At 49.6% G+C, this 18,434-nt stretch carries 15 protein-coding genes; 2 read left to right on the top strand and 13 right to left on the bottom strand.

Annotation, left to right across the window (positions count from 1 at the left end; translation table 11 throughout):
- The first annotated feature begins 108 nt into the window (after positions 1–108).
- Positions 109–1,905, top strand: a complete 1,797-nt coding sequence (oadA, locus tag EKO24_RS05200; protein WP_127026813.1) for a sodium-extruding oxaloacetate decarboxylase subunit alpha — start codon at positions 109–111, stop codon at positions 1,903–1,905.
- A gap of 130 nt (positions 1,906–2,035) precedes the next feature.
- Positions 2,036–3,163, top strand: coding sequence for a sodium ion-translocating decarboxylase subunit beta (locus EKO24_RS05195; RefSeq protein ID WP_127026812.1), 1,128 nt, complete (start codon positions 2,036–2,038; stop codon positions 3,161–3,163).
- A gap of 72 nt (positions 3,164–3,235) precedes the next feature.
- Here the strand turns inward: EKO24_RS05195 and EKO24_RS05190 are convergent, their stop codons facing one another.
- The 13 genes from EKO24_RS05190 to dapB all read right to left on the bottom strand — a co-directional run bounded on the left by EKO24_RS05190 (position 3,236) and on the right by dapB (position 18,434).
- The gene (locus tag EKO24_RS05190; protein ID WP_127026887.1) at positions 3,236–4,045 is read right to left on the bottom strand and encodes a hypothetical protein; all 810 of its coding nucleotides are present in this window, start codon (positions 4,043–4,045) and stop codon (positions 3,236–3,238) included.
- A 219-nt stretch (positions 4,046–4,264) separates the two neighbouring features.
- Positions 4,265–4,486 (bottom strand): hypothetical protein, encoded by a 222-nt coding sequence (locus tag EKO24_RS05185; RefSeq protein ID WP_127026811.1) that lies wholly within the window; start codon positions 4,484–4,486, stop codon positions 4,265–4,267.
- A 35-nt stretch (positions 4,487–4,521) separates the two neighbouring features.
- Positions 4,522–5,112 carry a DUF502 domain-containing protein gene (locus tag EKO24_RS05180; protein WP_127026810.1) on the bottom strand — a complete coding sequence of 197 codons (591 nt, stop codon included), beginning with the start codon at positions 5,110–5,112 and terminating at the stop codon, positions 4,522–4,524.
- Between the two features lie 14 nt (positions 5,113–5,126).
- Positions 5,127–5,849: a TSUP family transporter gene (locus EKO24_RS05175; protein WP_127026809.1), complete on the bottom strand. Its 723-nt coding sequence runs from the start codon at positions 5,847–5,849 to the stop codon at positions 5,127–5,129.
- Between the two features lie 143 nt (positions 5,850–5,992).
- Positions 5,993–7,324: a magnesium and cobalt transport protein CorA gene (locus EKO24_RS05170; RefSeq protein WP_143733179.1), complete on the bottom strand. Its 1,332-nt coding sequence runs from the start codon at positions 7,322–7,324 to the stop codon at positions 5,993–5,995.
- 153 nt (positions 7,325–7,477) lie between these two features.
- Positions 7,478–8,368, bottom strand: coding sequence for an ADP-ribosyl-[dinitrogen reductase] hydrolase (gene draG, locus EKO24_RS05165; RefSeq protein ID WP_127026807.1), 891 nt, complete (start codon positions 8,366–8,368; stop codon positions 7,478–7,480).
- Between the two features lie 4 nt (positions 8,369–8,372).
- Positions 8,373–9,182: an NAD(+)--dinitrogen-reductase ADP-D-ribosyltransferase gene (locus EKO24_RS05160; RefSeq protein ID WP_127026806.1), complete on the bottom strand. Its 810-nt coding sequence runs from the start codon at positions 9,180–9,182 to the stop codon at positions 8,373–8,375.
- A gap of 96 nt (positions 9,183–9,278) precedes the next feature.
- Complete coding sequence (locus tag EKO24_RS05155; RefSeq protein ID WP_127026805.1) at positions 9,279–13,007, bottom strand: AAA family ATPase; 3,729 nt, start codon at positions 13,005–13,007, stop codon at positions 9,279–9,281.
- On the bottom strand, positions 13,007–14,248 hold the full coding sequence (locus EKO24_RS05150; protein ID WP_127026804.1) for an exonuclease SbcCD subunit D C-terminal domain-containing protein: 1,242 nt from the start codon (positions 14,246–14,248) through the stop codon (positions 13,007–13,009). The genes EKO24_RS05155 and EKO24_RS05150 overlap by 1 nt, the downstream gene beginning before the upstream one ends.
- Positions 14,242–14,925, bottom strand: coding sequence for a hypothetical protein (locus EKO24_RS05145; RefSeq protein ID WP_127026803.1), 684 nt, complete (start codon positions 14,923–14,925; stop codon positions 14,242–14,244). Before EKO24_RS05145 ends, EKO24_RS05150 begins: the two co-directional genes overlap by 7 nt.
- 5 nt (positions 14,926–14,930) lie before the next feature.
- Positions 14,931–16,163, bottom strand: coding sequence for an AAA family ATPase (locus EKO24_RS05140; protein ID WP_127026802.1), 1,233 nt, complete (start codon positions 16,161–16,163; stop codon positions 14,931–14,933).
- 161 nt (positions 16,164–16,324) lie between these two features.
- Complete coding sequence (locus EKO24_RS05135) at positions 16,325–17,563, bottom strand: adenylate/guanylate cyclase domain-containing protein (protein ID WP_127026801.1); 1,239 nt, start codon at positions 17,561–17,563, stop codon at positions 16,325–16,327.
- A gap of 67 nt (positions 17,564–17,630) precedes the next feature.
- On the bottom strand, positions 17,631–18,434 hold the full coding sequence (gene dapB, locus EKO24_RS05130) for a 4-hydroxy-tetrahydrodipicolinate reductase (protein ID WP_127026800.1): 804 nt from the start codon (positions 18,432–18,434) through the stop codon (positions 17,631–17,633).

The raw sequence follows: 18,434 nt of genomic DNA, 5'->3' as shown, positions 1-18,434 counted from the left end.
AACCTCCTGGGATGGAGGAAATGTCGCGCGATTACCGAAAAGCCATAACTAACGACCACAAGGTCCACTGATTAAAAATTTACGAGAGTTTCAGGAGAAACAATAAGCATGTCCATCGATAAAAAGCAGCCCTTAGGTATCACCGAAGTCGTTCTGCGTGATGCTCATCAATCCATTTTGGCAACCCGGTTGCGCATTGAAGATATGCTGCCTGTTTGCGAAAAACTCGACCAGATCGGTTATTGGTCTATTGAGTCCTGGGGCGGCGCGACTTTTGATGCCTGTATTCGTTATCTGGGCGAAGATCCTTGGGAAAGACTGCGCCTGTTAAAAAAGGCCATGCCTAATACTCCGCAGCAAATGCTGTTTCGCGGCCAAAACATTTTAGGCTATCGTCATTATGCGGACGATGTGGTGGATAAGTTTGTCGAACGTTGCGCAGTCAACGGCATCGACGTATTCCGTATTTTTGACGCAATGAACGACATGCGCAACATCGACCATGCCGTCAAAGCCGTACTGCGCACCGACGCTCATGCGCAAGGCACGATCTCCTACACTACCAGCCCAGTGCATACGATGGATTCATGGGTCAATCTCGGCAAGCAGATCGAAGACATGGGCGCTCATTCCATTTGTATCAAAGACATGGCCGGGCTGCTGAAGCCTTACGAAGCCTTTGAACTGGTTAAACGCCTGAAAAAAAACACCAAAATTCCGATCCATCTTCATTGCCATGCAACCACCGGCTTGAGTGTCGGCACGCTGCTTAAAGCCGCCGAAGCCGGCGTGGACAATGTCGACACGGCCATTTCATCGATGAGCATGACTTACGGCCACAGTCCCACCGAAACCATCGTCGCCAGCCTGGAAGGCACCGGCCGCGATACCGGTTTGGATCTGGTCAAAATGGAGCCCGTCGCCACTTATTTCAGGGACATACGCAAAAAATACGCGCAATACGAAGGCAGCTTGAAAGGCGTCGACAGCCGTATCCTGATTTCCCAAGTACCGGGCGGCATGCTGACCAACATGGAAAGCCAACTGAAAGAACAAGGCGCCTCGGACAAATTCGACGAAGTCTTGCACGAAATTCCCCGTGTTCGCGAAGACTTGGGCTTTATTCCGCTGGTTACGCCGACTTCGCAAATCGTCGGCACCCAAGCGGTGATCAACGTGATGAACGGCGAACGCTACAAAAACATCACTAAAGAAACTGCCGGCGTATTGAAAGGCGAATACGGCGCAACGCCCGCGCCTGTTAATAAAGCACTGCAAGACAAAGTACTGAACGGTGCGCAACCCATTACTTGCCGCCCGGCCGACCTGATCGCGCCCGAAATGGACAAGCTGGTTGCCGAAGTACAGGAAAAAGCTAAGACCGAAGGCGTAACCCTTGCCGCCAACATCGAAGAGGATGCTTTGATCAACGGCTTGTTTGCACAAGTCGGCTGGAAATTCCTGGCTAACCGCGGCAACCCAGCCGCTTTTGAAGCGGCGCCAAACCCGCAAGCTGTTGCGGCCAACGCCTCTCAAGCAACCGAGCCGGTTGCTTCCCCTGCTCAGCCGCAAACGGAAACTTATACCGTTAATGTTGATGGCAGAAACTTCAACGTTATCGTCGGCGCCAGCAATGCCGCCTTGACGATTCAACCCGCCGCCAATGCGAGCCATGCCGCGCTGATCGCCAGCAGCGGTGCTGCGGTTGAATCGCCTATGGCCGGCAATATTTTGAAGATTCTTGTCGACGTCGGTAGCATTGTTGCTGAAGGCGACGTTGTCGTCGTCATGGAAGCGATGAAAATGGAAACTGAAGTACGCTCGAAAACAGCCGGCATTGTCAGTAGCGTCAATATCAAAGAAGGCAGTGCCGTTGCCGGCGGCGATGTGTTGATTTTTTTATAATCGAAATAGAAAGCGATAATCCTTGAAGAGCGCGAAAAACCGCCTTGAACAAATTATGCTTGTTCATTGCCTTTTTCGCGCTTTTTGTGCGCTAAATGATTTGAAAAATTTAAAATAGAAGGGGCATCCCATGGAAAATCTCATTTCACTCTGGCAAAGCACCGGAATATATAATTTCAGTGCCGGCCAAGCCTTCATGATACTGGTCGGTTTTTTATTGTTGTTCCTGGCTATTAAGAAAGGCTTTGAACCCTTGCTGCTGTTGCCGATAGGCTTTGGCGCGATACTCAGCAATATTCCGGTTGCCGGCATCGCCGAAGAAGGCGGCATTCTGTATTATTTATACTACGGCATTAAACTCGGCATATTTCCGCTACTGATTTTTATGGGTGTCGGAGCTATGACCGATTTCGGCCCGATGCTGGCTAATCCAAAAACTTTGTTACTGGGTGCAGCGGCGCAGTTCGGTATCTTTGCCTCACTGTTGGGAGCGCTGGCGCTTAATGCGATACCGGGGCTGGAGTTTACTTTAAAAGATGCCGCCGCGATCGGCATTATCGGCGGCGCCGACGGCCCTACTGCAATTTATGTCGCGTCTAAACTGTCGCCTGACTTGCTGGGTGCTATTGCAGTCGCGGCTTACTCTTACATGGCTCTCGTGCCGTTGATACAGCCGCCGATCATGCGCGCGTTAACTACTGAAGATGAACGCAAAATCGAAATGCAGCAGCTACGCGTCGTAGGCAAAACCGAAAAAATCGTCTTCCCGTTAATGCTGCTCGTGATCTGCACCTTGCTGTTGCCGTCAGCGGCACCCTTGATCGGCATGTTCGCACTGGGTAACCTGATGAACGCTTGCGGTGTGGTTGAACGCTTAAGTCAAACCGCGCAAAACGAACTGATCAATATCGTGACCATTTTTCTCGGATTAGCGGTAGGCTCAAAACTCAGCGCCGAAGCTTTTTTACAATTCAAGACGCTGGGCATCCTGGGTTTGGGAGCGATTGCGTTCAGTATCGGCACGGCAGCCGGCGTGATCATGGCGAAAATCATGAATAAATTCAGCAGCACGCTGATTAATCCGTTAATCGGCGCTGCCGGTGTTTCAGCCGTACCGATGGCTGCGCGGGTAGCCAATAAACTGGGACTGGAGAGCAACCCGCATAACTTCCTGCTGATGCATGCGATGGGACCGAATGTCGCCGGAGTAATTGGTTCTGCGGTGGCGGCCGGGGTTTTATTAAGCTTGGTTAAATAAACCTGCTTTAAGAAAAGACAGGCGACCCTCCGGTCGCCTTTGTCATTTTTAGATTATTCCTGAATAAACTGTTTAAGCGGCTTCCATTTTGCGCTTTCCATCCCAAAACGATGAATTTTTTATCGCATCGGCTGTCTTTTCAAATCCCTGTTCAACAGCGGATTTTAGCTGCTCAATCAATCGCATCAATAGTGCTTCCGCATTAGCGCCAAGCTCCTTTCGAATAGCGGGCAGCGTTTCTATTTTCTGTATAGCGGGATCCGCTACCCATGCGTAAAAGTTGGCCTGCGCCTGCGCTGGTAACGCCAACACAGTATCAACAATTCTCTCGTAATAAAATTTGCCGGGATAAATGATTTTTTGCTCGACTAAATCCTGACCATTTTTCACATTGTCGTCGACTAGCCTAACAACATCATTAACGACTAACCTGGCTGGCTCAACAATCCATTTTTCGAAATATCTTATCGCTTGATCGGGACATTGATGGACTAGATCTGACGTCGTATTGATATTTTCGTGAATCAGCATTTTTTTACTGCTGATAAGGCTCCTGGCTTCGAAAACAATACCCCGAATGACCTCAATCTGCTGCTGGATTTGTGTCAGAGCAGGACTGACTACTTTCTCATCGATTCCGTTTTTAATTAGATCCCTGCACTGATGAATGGTCGATACCGTTTTTTTCAACAACGATTGCTGGGCGTATGCCAATTTCGATTCTAATTCATGAATCCGTGAATCTCGCTCAGCTAAAGATTCCTTTAACAAAACGATCGTTTTCTTATTTTCTCTCAGTTGCTCCGAAAGCGTGGCTACCTCTGCTTCCAGCTGAGTTAACTTGGCTAATTTGACCGTCTTGGAGCTATTCTTAGATGCCATACCCATTCCCCCTCTCTGATGTAATTATTTATATTTATTATTATTTTTGCTGGACAGCACGCTCATTGATAACAAACAAGCGCCCTAAAGTCAACAAAATCAGACTAAACGGCTTACATCAATTCCGCAGTCGTTTTTTACATTCGCCGAAGGGGAATGGCGATTTATAGTTTTCCGGTAGCTAGAAAAACATCAAAGCGGAGCTTTACAATTTTTAGATTATTGCGATTGCTCTTCAATTTTTTGACGTTGCTGGTCCGCCCCATCCTGAAGAATTTGCCCAACTTGCTTGGCCTGATCCAGTGCTTCCATTTGTTCTTTAAAAACACCTGTCTCGGCCGCTTTTGCCGGCGGTGGCGCGGGCGTGTCGTCTTTTTTCCCGCACCCAATTACAGATGCCAATAGCAAAACTGCAAGTACTATGTTAACTATTAATTTCATCTATGATTCTCCGCCGCTACTTTAATTAAATTGGATTAAGGCAATGTGCTCATTTCCGAAACTTTGCCGTAATCAACACCGACACTGATAATAAAACTACTTGCCTCTTCGATATTCATCGTTGATTTAATAACCTTGGATTTATCGACGATGACTGTAAATCCGGAAGTCGGATTTGGCGAGGTGGGAATAAACAATACATACTTATCTTCGTGGCGGTTCGTTACATAAGCAGTCATCCACATATCGTCTTTAGGATATTCGACATAAACCACTTCCTTGGAGATGGTACGGTCATGCGACGAGAACATATTGATGACCTTTTTAAGCACCCGGTAAAGCGTATTGATTACCGGAATTCTATCGATAACATGATCAAATGCGGCAATAACCCAAGAGCGGCCTTCATGAGCCAACTTGCGACCTATATAAACCAACAGTAAAAAACTGATCGCGAAAACCAGGATCGTATAAAGGTAGTTATCCGCATACACGTAAACCAATTGAAATAAATCGGAAACGCGGTCTTTGACGAAAATCATGATTTGCAGGATAACCACAATCGGGATAACCGCTAGGGTGCCGATCAGGAAATAGTTCAACAGTTTTTTAATCGTTTCGTTCATCTTCTTCTCCAGTGTTATAAGGATTTTGTTATTAACAAGATACCGGATGCAAATAAGAACATCGCAAATATCTTGCTGTATTTTTCGTTATTAATCCCGTTATAAAGCATTTCTTCAGTCAGCAAAAACATCACCACCGCCATCTGAACAAAGGTTACTTTATCGGCAAATGACACGGTAAAATCACTGCCGAGTAACAATAATGTGGCTAACTGGCATGAGGCTACCGTCGCATAACTGGCAGCGGCCGTCACCCGCGTTTTATCCTTGGGATAGTGCTTGCTGTAAATGATCACAGTCAGCATCGAACCGCCCAGGTTACTAACCCCATGAACCAAGCCCATTGCCATCAGGTAAAGTTTTTCAAACCTGACGACGGATTGTAGCGCCCTATCGATAGCCGGTAAAAAATTCTTTAATGCGACAAAAATCAGCAACGGGCCGACCACCAGGCTGATATTGACCTTGACCGCAGTCACCACCGTTAAAAACAGCACCACCAACGGAATGCTGTAAACGACCACATTCTTATAAAATTTGATATCGACATCTTCATAGTGCCTGACAAACTGTAAAGCGCTGATCGCGATAGAAACCGGCAGCAACACTCCCAAGGCATTGACATAGTCATAACCGAGTAACAGCAAGATAGGCGTGCCGAACAATAAAACGCCCACCCCAAAAATAGACTGAATGACAGATGTTGCAAGGACTGTGAGTAAAATATCGACCGGCATGCGTTCCTCTTTGTATTGATGTTATGTCAGCCCGTTATTATAACCGAGGCTGAAAGTAAGGGGATTATCATTCCCGGCACTGATCGAAAGATCATCTCTGTTTGCTAGCGGGGCAATTGATAAAAGACAGCTTCAATCTGCGATCAACGCTTACCCAATCTACCGTGCTCGCGCTTTTCAAGGAAGCGCAGAATCGCATAAGTCAGCCAGCCGACCACGACCAGTCCGGCTGTAAAAATACTGTAAGAGATAGGCCAAGCAATGCCTTGCGTCATCATCGAGAATTCCGACATACCGCCAATACCGGCCAATACATTGAGCGGCATAAACACCACGCTGACAACAGTCAGCCGCTTGACGACCGTGTTCTGGTTGATATTGATAAAACCCACCGAAGCATCCATCAAGAAGTTGATTTTGTCGAACAGGAACGCAGTATGCCCGTCCAGCGATTCAATATCGCGTAAAATCTGTTGGGAATACTCCAATTGGTTTTTTGCTAGAAACTTGCTGCGCATCAGAAATGACACCGCACGCCGCGTATCCATCACGTTCCGGCGAATCCGCCCGTTTAAATCCTCTTCATTGGCAATATTGATCAATATCTTAGCCGCGTCCTCATCGCTAATCTGCTTGCTAAGCACCTGATTGCCAACGCTCTCCAACGCAAGATAAATATCCTCCAATGCGTCAGCCGAATATTCGGCATTGGCGGCGTAAAGATCCAGCAGCATATCCCGTGAATCGGAAACATAATTGGGCTGACTCAGCGCGCGTAAACGCTGAAGCCGGAAAATAGGCAGCTCTTCCTTGCGAATCGAAAACAAAATATCCCGATACAGCATGAAAGCTACTGCGACATTGCGCGATACATCCTCTTTGTCCAGCAGGAAATCCGAATGCAGATGAATCTCGCCGTTTTCTTCGACGTAGAATCTAGCGCTCGACTCCAAATCGTTCAACTTATCCGGATCGGGAATCTCTATGCCGAAAATATCGCCGACCCATATCCGGTCCTCAAACGTCGGCGCAACCAGATCAATCCAGATAGGCTTAGCCTCAAGCAAGTCTTGAGGCGTATTGATCGAAATTTCATGCAGCCGGCCTTCGTGTAAATTAAACGCCTTAACCCTGGACTTTTCTGTCTTGTAGGCTTGTTTACCGAGTATTTGCAGAACGGAAGTAGGAATTTCCAGCAAAATCGATTGCTTATGATCATCCTCCAAATGCTCCCAGATCAGCAATTGATCTTCAGCCGGCAATTCTTCCAAAATACGGGCAATTTCCGAAGGAGGCAATTGATTCAGTGTATGCTGCAATTGCGCTGTATTCTCTTTGCGAACCAATACTTCGACCAAACCATGATGCGGCATGTCCTGTTTATGTACCAAATCAGAGATCAGCTTACGCTTTTGCAAGAGATCGAGTACGGCTTGATGGCTATTATGGTATTTGGCGGCAGGTTCTTTTTTCATGTCAGAATAGTGACTTAGCGCATCAGTTGGCTGAAATTAATATAATTTTATCAAAGCATGTAATTTGCCGCGATTTTTATAGCCAAAGGCCATAAGTTTCGTTTGAGCGGACAAGCCGCTCAACTCAGCTTTATACCGCCGCTTTTGGCTGCGTTACTCCGGCCGTATTGAATGATCTTCAGAAATCCGGACCAGCACTGCCGTTTGTTCGCGGATTTGAGCGGCGACCTGTTGATCCAGCCTAGTTAACCAACGCTCCGGAATCTGCCCGGCACCATATTTGGCGCCTGCCAGCATCCCGGCCAGCGCACCGGTCGTATCGGCATCGGCGCCCTGATTAACCGTCCCAATCAGGCAAGACTCAAAACTATCGGTGCTGAAAAAATAATGCAAAACCGTCTGCACGGTATCGACAATATAAGCCGAGGCTTTGCCCGGATAAGGATCATAGGCAAATTCGCCATGCTGGCTAATCAACTGCTCGGCTTCCTGTTTGCAATCCAAGCCGTTAACCAAACGCTCAACCATCCGCCCCAAGGTTAACGTCGCCGCATTCGATAACGGATGATTATGCGTAATATGGCACTGTTGCAGGCTCCATTCACCAAAAAAGTCCGGCCGGTTTAAAGTCGACAGCACGACCGGCAAATTACGCATGCAAGCACCGTTTCCTGCATTGTCTTCGCGAGGCGCCCCGAACAACTCGCCGCTATCCCGGTAGCGCAGGATGCCGCGCCGGCAGGTGTTGCCTATATCCGGCGGATTGCTTTCCAGCCACGCGACGAAATTATCGGCAACCGCCCGGATATTCCAGCCCTGGTGGTCGATAATAACCTGACCTATCGCCAGCGACATTTGCGTGTCGTCAGTCACTTGCCCCGCCTCCAGTCCGAGCCAGCCGCCGCCGATAATATCCCGATGCACGCCGTAGCGTTTTTGGATTTGTTTCGGCGTCATAAACTCGACCGTAGCGCCGAGCGCATCGCCGCAGGCAAGGCCTAAATAAGCGCCCAATGCCCTGTCCAACAGCTGTTCTTTAGACATATTGTTACCGTTCCACTTTGACTCGATAATCGCCGCCGATTACCAGATACTCGGCTTCGCCGCGCAACGCGTGATGCGGCAGCAGTTCACTAAAAAAAACCAACTTAACCATCGGCACTTCGACTTCCAGAATATACGAACCGAATTCGCTGGCAATACTGCGCCGATCGGTAAAAGAAACAATACTGTTGAAGCGGACGATTTTATGCTGCTTATCTTCGTCCCGGACAAGCCAATGATCTTCCAGCGAATTGACGCCGCGATAGAGCGTTTTATGCGTTGCGGCCGGAAACTGGAAATGCTCGATAACCCATTGGCAGTATTCGTAAAGAAGATCCAGCTGCATATAAATGCAGTTGTTGTGATAACGGCTGTTCATCTTTTCTTCGATATACATGATCCAGTCTTTACTGACAAAACTGGATATGCGTTGTTTGTGATAAGTAGGAAACAGCCCGAAACGGCTTTCGACCCAGCCTTTAAAAACAGCGCCTTGCGCGTTGTTTGAATCCAGCCCCCAGTCCTGGATTAATCGCAAATAACTGTTACGGTAACGCCGCCGTCCCGAATGATCGTCTCGAAGCCGTTGCTCGGTTTCAAAACCGAAAACGACGCACATATAATCTTGAAATATCCGCCCGCAATCGTCGAGCGTCGCTTGCCTCAGCAATTGCTCAAACAAACCCGAAGCCGATTCGCGGGTGCCGGCAATATGCAACGGCCTGGGATTTTCGTTAAAAGCGTGACTGGCCATGCAAGCAGTCGCCAAACCGATTAGATTGGTGCTGTGGCCGTGTTGGGAAATGTCGGGCATGGGTTAATAGACGTGTTCAAGCAATAAATGAAGCGATCATTACATTAAATTATCCGTTTAGCCAGATAGTGTTCGTCTATCTTTATTTAAACCAACTCAATACCCCCCAACAATCAAAACCCGGCTCCTTCCCCCGCCCTGCTTCTCAACCACCACCTTCGCGCCAATCCGCTCCACCAAAATAGGCACATGCGAAATTACGCCGACTTTCCTGCCCAGCGCTTGCAAGGTATCCAAGCTGGCGATGGCTATATCCAAGGTTTCCGGGTCCAAACTGCCGAAGCCTTCGTCGATGAACAGCGATTCGACCTGGGTTTTGTTCGACGACAACGACGCCAAACCCAAGGCCAGCGCCAACGACACCAGGAAGCTTTCGCCGCCGGACAGGCTGTGGACGCTACGCACGTCGTCGGCCATGTCGCGGTCGATGATTTGTAGCTCCAGATCGCTGCCCGGCACGCGCTGCAACGCATAGCGTTTGGCGAAGTCTTCAAGATGCCGGTTGCTGTGCGCCAGCAATGCTTCCAAAGTCAGGCTTTGCGCAAAGGTCCGAAACTTCGCGCCGTTTTTTGAACCGATCAATTCATTCAGGCTTTCCCATTGCTTCCAGCGCTCTTGCTGGCTGTCCAGCTCGGCTTTTAACAATTGCCCGGCTGCGGTTTTTTTATCGTCTTCCCGCAACAGTATGACGCACTCTTCTTTCCGGCTATGCGCAAGCTGTCTTTGCTGCTGTAATTCGGCCGACTGTTTATTCGCGTCTTCCTCGGATTTATCGACAGGATTATTTTGGTGCTTAACGCAATCGTCGGACTTAACTTTTAATAAGGCTTCAGACTCTTGCAGTGCGCGCTCCAGTTCCGCGATTCCGGCCTTCTGTTCAGCCAGCCAGTGCTCGTCTTTTTCCAGCAAGCGGTTTAATTGCTCAACATCGATCTGAAGCTTTTCCAGTGACCGGTTCAACGCAGCCGCCGCTTTATCCAGGTTGTCTAAACGTCTGCCAACCTCGGATTGCCAATGCTGGCGAGCCTGCTTATGCGTTGCCAGGTCGGTTTCAGCCTGGCTGACATGGCTGCCGGCCTGCTGGTGGGCGACTCTTGCGGAATGCAGGCCTTGATTGACGCTTTGTTCGTAACTGTCGGCGCTCACGTTCGGCAACGCCACCTCGCGCTCGGCCAACAATTTTTGCTGCTGTTCAGTCCGGCTGTTTAACTCTTCTTGTTTTAGCCGGTGCTGTTGCAGGCATTGATTTAAGGCCTGCTCGGCGAGCTTTTGGTCATGATTGATTTTTTCCAAATCTTTGCCGACAGCTTCAACCTGCTGTTCGATCAGTAAGAACTGCTGCGCTTGCTCCGAACAAACCTGCCTGAATTTTGCGCCATCGCCCTGCAAATCGGCTTGCCAATTGTCCAACTGCCGAAACGGTGCCGCCAATAAGGTAACAATCGCTTGCAGTTGCCCGCCCAAGTCCTCAACGGCTGCGGCGGCATGTTCGAGGTCGGCTTTATTCTTGGCATGTTGCTTATCCCGCGCGGCGTACTCGGCGGACAAGCTTTCCTTATTTTGTTGCTCGGCCGCGAATGAATCCTGCCCGGCTTTAAGCTGTCTTTGTAATTCCAGCGCCGCTTTTTGCTGTTGCTTGATTAACTCCAGCGCGGAATCGATCTGCTCGCCCTGGCTTTTCAGCGCCGGTAAAAGACGACTATCTGTGACCGGAAAATCCGCTTTATCGGTCATCGCTACAGCGCTCCAATCATGACCGTATTGAACCAGTTTTGTCCGCGCTTCAGACAGCTTATCGGCCAACTCTGTTTTTTGAGTCTCGCCCTGGCTGATACTGTTGGTCAGTTCGGCGATAGTTTTAATCAGCGTTTCATGCCGGCTTTCCAGCTCGGCGACCCGCGCCGACTGAGCCTCGGCCTGCTCATTGCCCAGGCTGGCATGCGTTTTCCAGGGATGCTCGAGCGCTCCGCAAACCGGACACGGCTGATCGTCCTGCAACAACGAGCGGAATTGTTCGGCGTTTTTATGTGTTATCGCCTGCATCAACTCCAAAGCCTTTCTCGCTTCGGCTAGGGCCGCGCCATTCGCGGCCTGCTCCCGGTTTAAACTTTGCAGTTGCAGCATGCCGTCTTTTGTCGCCTGCTCGACCGCTGCCAGTTTGTCCTGATCCTGCTTGATTGCCTGTTGAAGGCCCTGCGCATTGCTAGCCAGGCTCAATGCTTGCGTAATTTGCTCACGCTTGGCGTCAAGCTCGTCTTTATCACGATGCAAGTCTTCCAGGGACTGCCGGCCGTCCTGTATTTTCAATTGCGCCAGCGTTTGCTGATGCTGTTCGAGCTTTTTATCACTGTCGTCGATCGCCGATTTTAATTCCGCCAAACTGCGTTCATCGTTGGCAATCGCCAACCTTAGCCGCTCAGCATTCAGCGCCGCCTCTATTTTCCTGGCGTTCAGTGCTTGGTAGCGTTCCAACTCTCCATCCCATCGCTTCCATTCGGCAGCAATCGGTTTAATTGCCTGATTTTGCTCCAGCCAGATAGTAAGCTGTTGCAGTTTCGCGGTCTGCTCAGCCTGTCGAGTGAGTAGTGATTGCTGCTCTTTTTCGGCACTGCCCAACGCGGTAAATAGCTGGCTTTCTTCAATAGTCAGGCTTTCGACCGCTTGGCGGATCACATCAATGCGGGTATCCAACGCCCTGGCTTGAATTAACAATGGTTGCGCCTGCTGTTGCTGTTGTTCGGCTTCGGCTAATGCTTTGGCCTGCGTAGCTAACAGTTCCGTTGCGCTTTGCAGCTTTATTTCGGCGGCTGTTTGCTGGGCGCTGCTGTCTTTGGATTTTTGCTCGGCATCCCGGTGTTCGGCATTTGCCGTTTGATATTGCGCCAACAGCGGCCTTAACGGTTGCGCGGCTTCGACTTTGCGTAGCCATTGCCGGTCGGCTTCAGCCACATCCGATGCCTGCCGGCTGACGGCAAGATTGTCGCGAGCGGCTTGTTCGGCTTGTTGCAGCTTTTTCAGCTCGGCGTACCAATCGATGATTTTTTGGTTGCCGGCAATTTGTTGATCCAGCTCGGCCAACTGGCCGACAAGTTGATCCCGTTGCTGTTCGAGCTGTTGGCGGGCATCGGCATCCAGCGGGATTTGGTCCTGTATCCGACTTGCAATCCGGCTTAGCGCATCCTTTTCCTGTCTGGCCCGCTCGAATGCAGCGATGGACAGCTCGGAATACAGTTCGGTGCCGGTGATGCGTTCCAGCAAACTGGAACGTTCGTCTTTTTTGGCTTTTAAAAATGCGGCAAAATCACCTTGGGCCAGCAGCACCGAACGGCGAAACTGGTCGAAGTTAAGGTCGATCAGCTCGCTGATCGTTTCCAACGTGTTTTTCTTGCCCTGACCGATGCGCTGGTCATCGTCGATTTTAGTCAACATGACTTCTTGCGGTTGCAAGCGACCGTCCGCTTTGCCTCGAGCCTTGCTGACTTCCCAGCGCGCCCGGTAATGCTGCTTGTCCTTGCCGATAAAATCCACTTCTGCATAGGCGTTGGCAGTGCCGCGGCGCAGTATCGAACGCACGTCGTTGCTGGTCACGCGCAGGTTTTCGTCCTCGTCTTTATGGCCGACCGCAAAACCGTGGCCGTCCGGCAAGCGCGGGACTTTATCGTACAGCGCCAGACACAACGCATCCAGAATCGTGCTTTTGCCGGCGCCGGTTTGGCCGGTAATCGCAAATAACCCGGCCTGCTCCAACGGCCCGGAATTCAATAAAATCTCGAACGGCTCGGCCAGGCTTGCCAGGTTTTTTCCGCGTATCGCTAAAATTCGCATTATTCGGTTCCTTGCAGGCTTTCAAACAATTCATTAAACAACGCACTTATCGCTTCGGGTGCGTCCTGGTCGTATTTATTTTGATAACAGCGCTGGAACACATCCAGCGGTTGCAGTTCTTCCAGGCGTTCTTCGATTTTCAGGTCGGCCAGGCTTTTTTCGCTGCCGCTGTAGGCGGTGGAGATTTTTAACAGGCGCACCGGCAGCTTGGCGATCACTTCTTCAATCTGCTGACGCAAGCCGGGCTCCGGTTTTTCCAACCTGATCCTCAATTCAAGCAGCGGCCGTTGTTCAACCGGCAGGTCGTCGAGGGCCAGGCTTTGCAAGTGCCCGATCACATCCGGCAATACCGCAAAATCCTTGCTGTTGGGAATTCTTAATAATTGCACGCTACGCGGAATTTTAATGGCAACAGTTTCAAGCGCTTGGCCCGCTTTGACATCGACCTGGACGACCTGATGCGGATAATCGCTTTCATCGAACGACAATGGAATCGGCGAGCCGCTGTAACGGATATGTTCGTTTGCGCCGACTCGTTGCGCCAAATGCAAATGGCCCAATGCCACATAAGCGATGTCATCGGGAAATAACTCGACCGGCAGCGCGTGTTGGTTGCCACCCAGGATTTTGCGCTCGCTCAGCTCGGATACCGCGCCGTTGACCATATAACAATGACCAGTCAATATCAGGCTTTCACCGTTGCCGGCTTTTTGTTGCAGTTGCTCGAACAATTCCGCATACAGCGTTTTCATGCCGGAGATTAACGGATCGTCTTTCTGTTGATTGGCCGGCAAATCGGCATTGCGCAGAAACGGCATCGCCCCGCACCAGGCTTTGATCTCGCCCGCCGCGTTGGTCAGCGGCACCAGCAGCCGTTGCCAATCGATATTGCCGTCACCGTCGCGCGACAAGCCGCCGACCACGATAACGCCGAGCGCATTGAGGATAGGCGACGGCGCATCGAGCCGGGACGCGGAATCGTGATTGCCACCGACTAAAACAATATCCAGATTCGGCAGCCGGGTTCTGGCTTTAACCAAAAACTCGTAAAGTTGAGATTGCGCGGCCGAGGACGGGTTGGCCGAATCGAAAATATCGCCGGCAATAATCAGTGCGTCGGCTTGTTTGGCGTGCATTTCGTCCAGCAGCCAGTCCAGAAAGTGCTGGTGTTCCAGTTGCCTGGATACGCCATGGAGTTGGTGGCCTAGATGCCAGTCTGCGGTGTGGAATATTCTTAGCATGGCCAGCTCCCTACAAGCATTTTATTCACCAAGTCTTCTATTTTTTCCAGCGATTGAATGAAGACGCGGAAACTGGGATCTTTTGTTGCGACAAGGTCTATATTTTTGCGCTTTAGAAAAGCTCGACTGAGTTCATCATAACAACGGTAGGTTTTTGCAGTACCCGGCAATAAATGAGACAAAGCCCCGAAACACCCTGTAATTTTAGGTTTACTGAGTATTTTTTTATTGTGGTAAGCATAAAGCCAGCATTCCAGGGAATGAACGCTGATACAGAAAATGATCTTTTCCGAATGACGTTGATAAAAACCCGCTTCGCCGCTATTGACAATGGCCGCCAATTTAGCAATAACATTGGCAATTAGAACTTCCGACGTTAATGGCTGGTTATCATCACCAACCTGAGCAACGTCAAAACCTATTTCGCTAGATACATCGGTATCAATTTGAACAACAATAAATTTGTTATTCAAAACATCGTCTCGAAACCGTGTCGCACTTAAATACGCAAGCAGCATTTGCCAACCGCCAAAATCCTTTTGCTTCCGGTCGGTTTCATCGAAAGGCGGCTGTAAATGCGTTATTTCTTCGTCATCTAAATTCTTAAAATAACCGCACAGAATATTTTCAATGGTGATCTGGTCGGTCACACCCTCACAAGCCAATCCAAACAACATAAAATTTAAAATCCTTTCGGCAAGCCGCCCAAATAACCTCTTAAAAAGGCTTCCGATAGTTTTAAGTCTTCATTCGTCGAGGAACGCGGTTTGTCTTCCAAAGTGATGCGTTTATAGCGGGTATGGCCTTGTTTATTGCGGGATAACACCAATAACCGCTGCTCATCGTCGCCTAAGTCAATGCCGTCTAAAATGGCAGGGTTATGGGTGGTTACGAAAACTTGTTTATCGTATTTTTTTGCTAAACGGGTTAATTCTTTAATCAGCTTGGTGCAGAGCTTGGGATTCAGCGAGGTATCGATATTGTCGATGGCGAATATTTTCGGGGTATCGTCGGATACCATCAATGCGATATAAAACAGCACAAACAGGAAGCCTTCGTTGGCGCTACGCTGGTCGAAAACTTGGGTTAAATAACGGTCGGTTATGGTTACTTTATCTTCAATCGAAGACAAATCCTTGGGAATATCGAGTTCAGCATACCAATCGAAAAGTTGCAGGCTGGCATGTATGTCTTGCCGTTGTTCCGGCGATTTACTTTGAATAACTTTTAATAGCTTTAGCAAGCCTTCGCCGTTAATACCTAAAGGTTCAATTTGGCCTTCTTTGTAAAAGTTTCTGAGCGCGGTGTTTTCGGGAGAGTAAATAATAAAACTTTCAAATTTACTTTCGCTATTTAAAACTTCCTTATAGTGTTCAAGGTAGTTTTTGGCTTCGTCTTCGTTACCTTCAAAAAATTTAGCAGCAGAATGCACAATGCTCATCTTTATAAACCCCCAAGTAGTTGGGGTTATAGCTAGCATTTGATGTGGCAAAGATTTTTTACTATTTTTTGATGGATCTTCCTCCATTTCCTTTAATATTTTCCATCTCATAATTAAGTCAGATAATTCGGCTTCCAATCTAGTCCATTTTGCATAAGCTTCATCTTCATGATTTAGCGTATATTTTAGTAACCTGCCAATATTTTCAAAACCCACACCGATCTTTATAGGTTCTTGCAGATTATCTTCACTAAACGCCGACCGCATCAGTTGCGGCTCAGTCACCCTAATCCCTCTCGATACCAAGAATTCATTATCTAATTTATCGGCTGCCGCAGCAGCAACCAGACCAATCGCCTCCAACAAATTACTTTTCCCGCAACCATTTTCACCAATAAGCACATTAAAACGCCCGACATCTAAAGTCAGATCGTGTAGGGATTTATAATTATTTATGTGCAGTTTACGAATCATGTTGCGCCGATTTTACTGATTGATTTAATAACTGAATCATAACATAGCTCGAAAACCATTAACGTAAATGGCTGCGAGACAAGTCAAACTGACCTGAACATATGCGCAGTAGCAGGGCATTCGCTATCTCAATGTGTTGAGAGCTCGTTTTCTCAACAAGTTTATTTATTATCCATCAACCACACCCCATCCCAGCCACTCTGTTCTTGCGCCTTTCGGCACTGCTTGGCATAAGCTTGGCATAGCGAATCATCAGGCCAATTATTGAATGCTGCTTCGGCATCTATCCATATGCCTGCGCGGCACAAATCCAACGCTTGCCGGTAAGCAGTCATATCCGGGGATGCGCTTGTACCGGCTTGGCCTTGCAACTCAAATACCTTTACCGGCGCACTGCGCCCGGCCACTTTGACCATGCCGATTTCCCGGCCAATAAAGTTATTGCTGCCGCCGGCTTGCAGCCAGGTTGCTTCCGAAACCATAATCGCCGTACCGAACAGCTTGTTCGCGCTTTCCAGTCGCGAGGCCAAATTGGCCGCATCGCCCAGAATCGAATAGTCGAAACGTATTTTGCTGCCCATATTGCCGACCACGACCTCGCCGGTATGCAGACCGATACGCGCTTTCAACACTCCGCCCGCCTGGGCTGCGAAGTCGTCGGCGCGCTCAGCCAGGCGCTGTTGGCAACGCAAAGCGGCTCGACAGGCACAGACGGCATGATCGGCTTGATCCAATGGCGCATTCCAGAAAGCGACGATGCCGTCGCCTTGATATTTATCCAGCGTGCCGCCTTCGTCGAGGATGATGTTGGTCATCTCCGTCAGGTAATCGTTAAGCAGGGCGGTCAATGGCTCCGGTTCCATGCGCTCGGCCAAATCGGTGAATCCTTCCAGGTCGGAGAACAAGATGCTCAGCGTTTTGCGCTCACCGCCCAGTTGCAGCCGCGAAGGATCAACCATGATTTGTTCGACAACTTTACTGCTGACATATTGTGTCAATGCGTTGGTGACCAGTTGTTTTTGCTTTGAAAGCTCCTGGCTTTCCAATGCGCGCACGACGGTCAAGCGCAGCATTTCCGGTTCCCAGGGTTTGGAGATGTATTTGTAGATTTGTGCGTCATTAATGCAACGCATCAGCGAGTCGGTGTCCGCATAGCCGGTCAGCAAAATACGGATGGCTTCGGGTTGTTGCTCCAGCGCATATTTAAGCACTTGGTCGCCGCTGATTTCCGGCATGCGCTGATCGCAAACGATCAAATCGACCGTTTGCTCAGCGAGAATTTTTATCGCTTCGGCCCCTGATGTAGCTTTTAAGGTGCGATACCCTTTACGAAACGACCGGTGCAAGCTGTCAACGATGTCAACTTCGTCGTCAACAAAAAGCAGGGTATATGTACTCATAGTGATGGGGATTTATGTGACTGTTCGGGGCGTGCTGCAATCTGCCTGATAGGCACGCCCCAAGCGTTCAGGAAAGCCCCAGAACGTCCTGCATGTCGTACAAACCGCTCTCTTTGTCGGCCAGCCAAACCGCGGCCCGAACCGCGCCATTGGCGAACGTCATACGGCTGGTGGCTTTGTGGGTGATTTCGACGCGTTCGCCTTCATCGGCAAACATGACGGTATGCTCGCCGACGATGTCTCCGGCACGTATCGTCGAGAAACCGATGGTTTTGCGGTCGCGCTCGCCGGTGTTGCCTTCGCGGCCGTAGATCGCGCAGTCCTTCAGTTCACGGCCTAAGGCGTTGGCGACGACTTCGCCCATACGCAACGCGGTGCCGGACGGAGCATCGATCTTATGACGGTGATGGGCTTCGATCACTTCAATATCGGTGTAATCTCCCATGACTTTGGCAGTCATCTCCAGCAATTTCAACGACAGGTTAACGCCGATGCTCATGTTCGGTGCCATTACAATGGCTACGTCTTTTGCCGCGTCGCTGATCCGGGCTTTTTGCTCGTCGCTGTAACCGGTGGTGCCGATAACGATTTTTTTTCCGGCCTCGCGGCAAATCTCGATGAAATCCATCGATGCGCCGGGACGTGTAAAATCGATCAGCACGTCGAATTGGTCGACAACAGCTGCCAAACTATCAACAACTTTGACGCCCGTCACGCTAATGCCGGCCAATTCACCTGCGTCCCGCCCGATTGAAAGGCTATCCGGACGAGACACCGCGACGGTCAATTCGGCCTGTTTAGCCAGTACCGCGGCTTTTATCAAACAAAGGCCCATGCGGCCGGACGCCCCTACTACAGCAATACGCATCAT

Origin of the sequence: Candidatus Methylobacter oryzae (genome assembly GCF_003994235.2) — a bacterium.
GTDB lineage: Bacteria > Pseudomonadota > Gammaproteobacteria > Methylococcales > Methylomonadaceae > Methylobacter_A > Methylobacter_A oryzae.
This window is presented reverse-complemented; position numbering and strand designations above follow the sequence as displayed.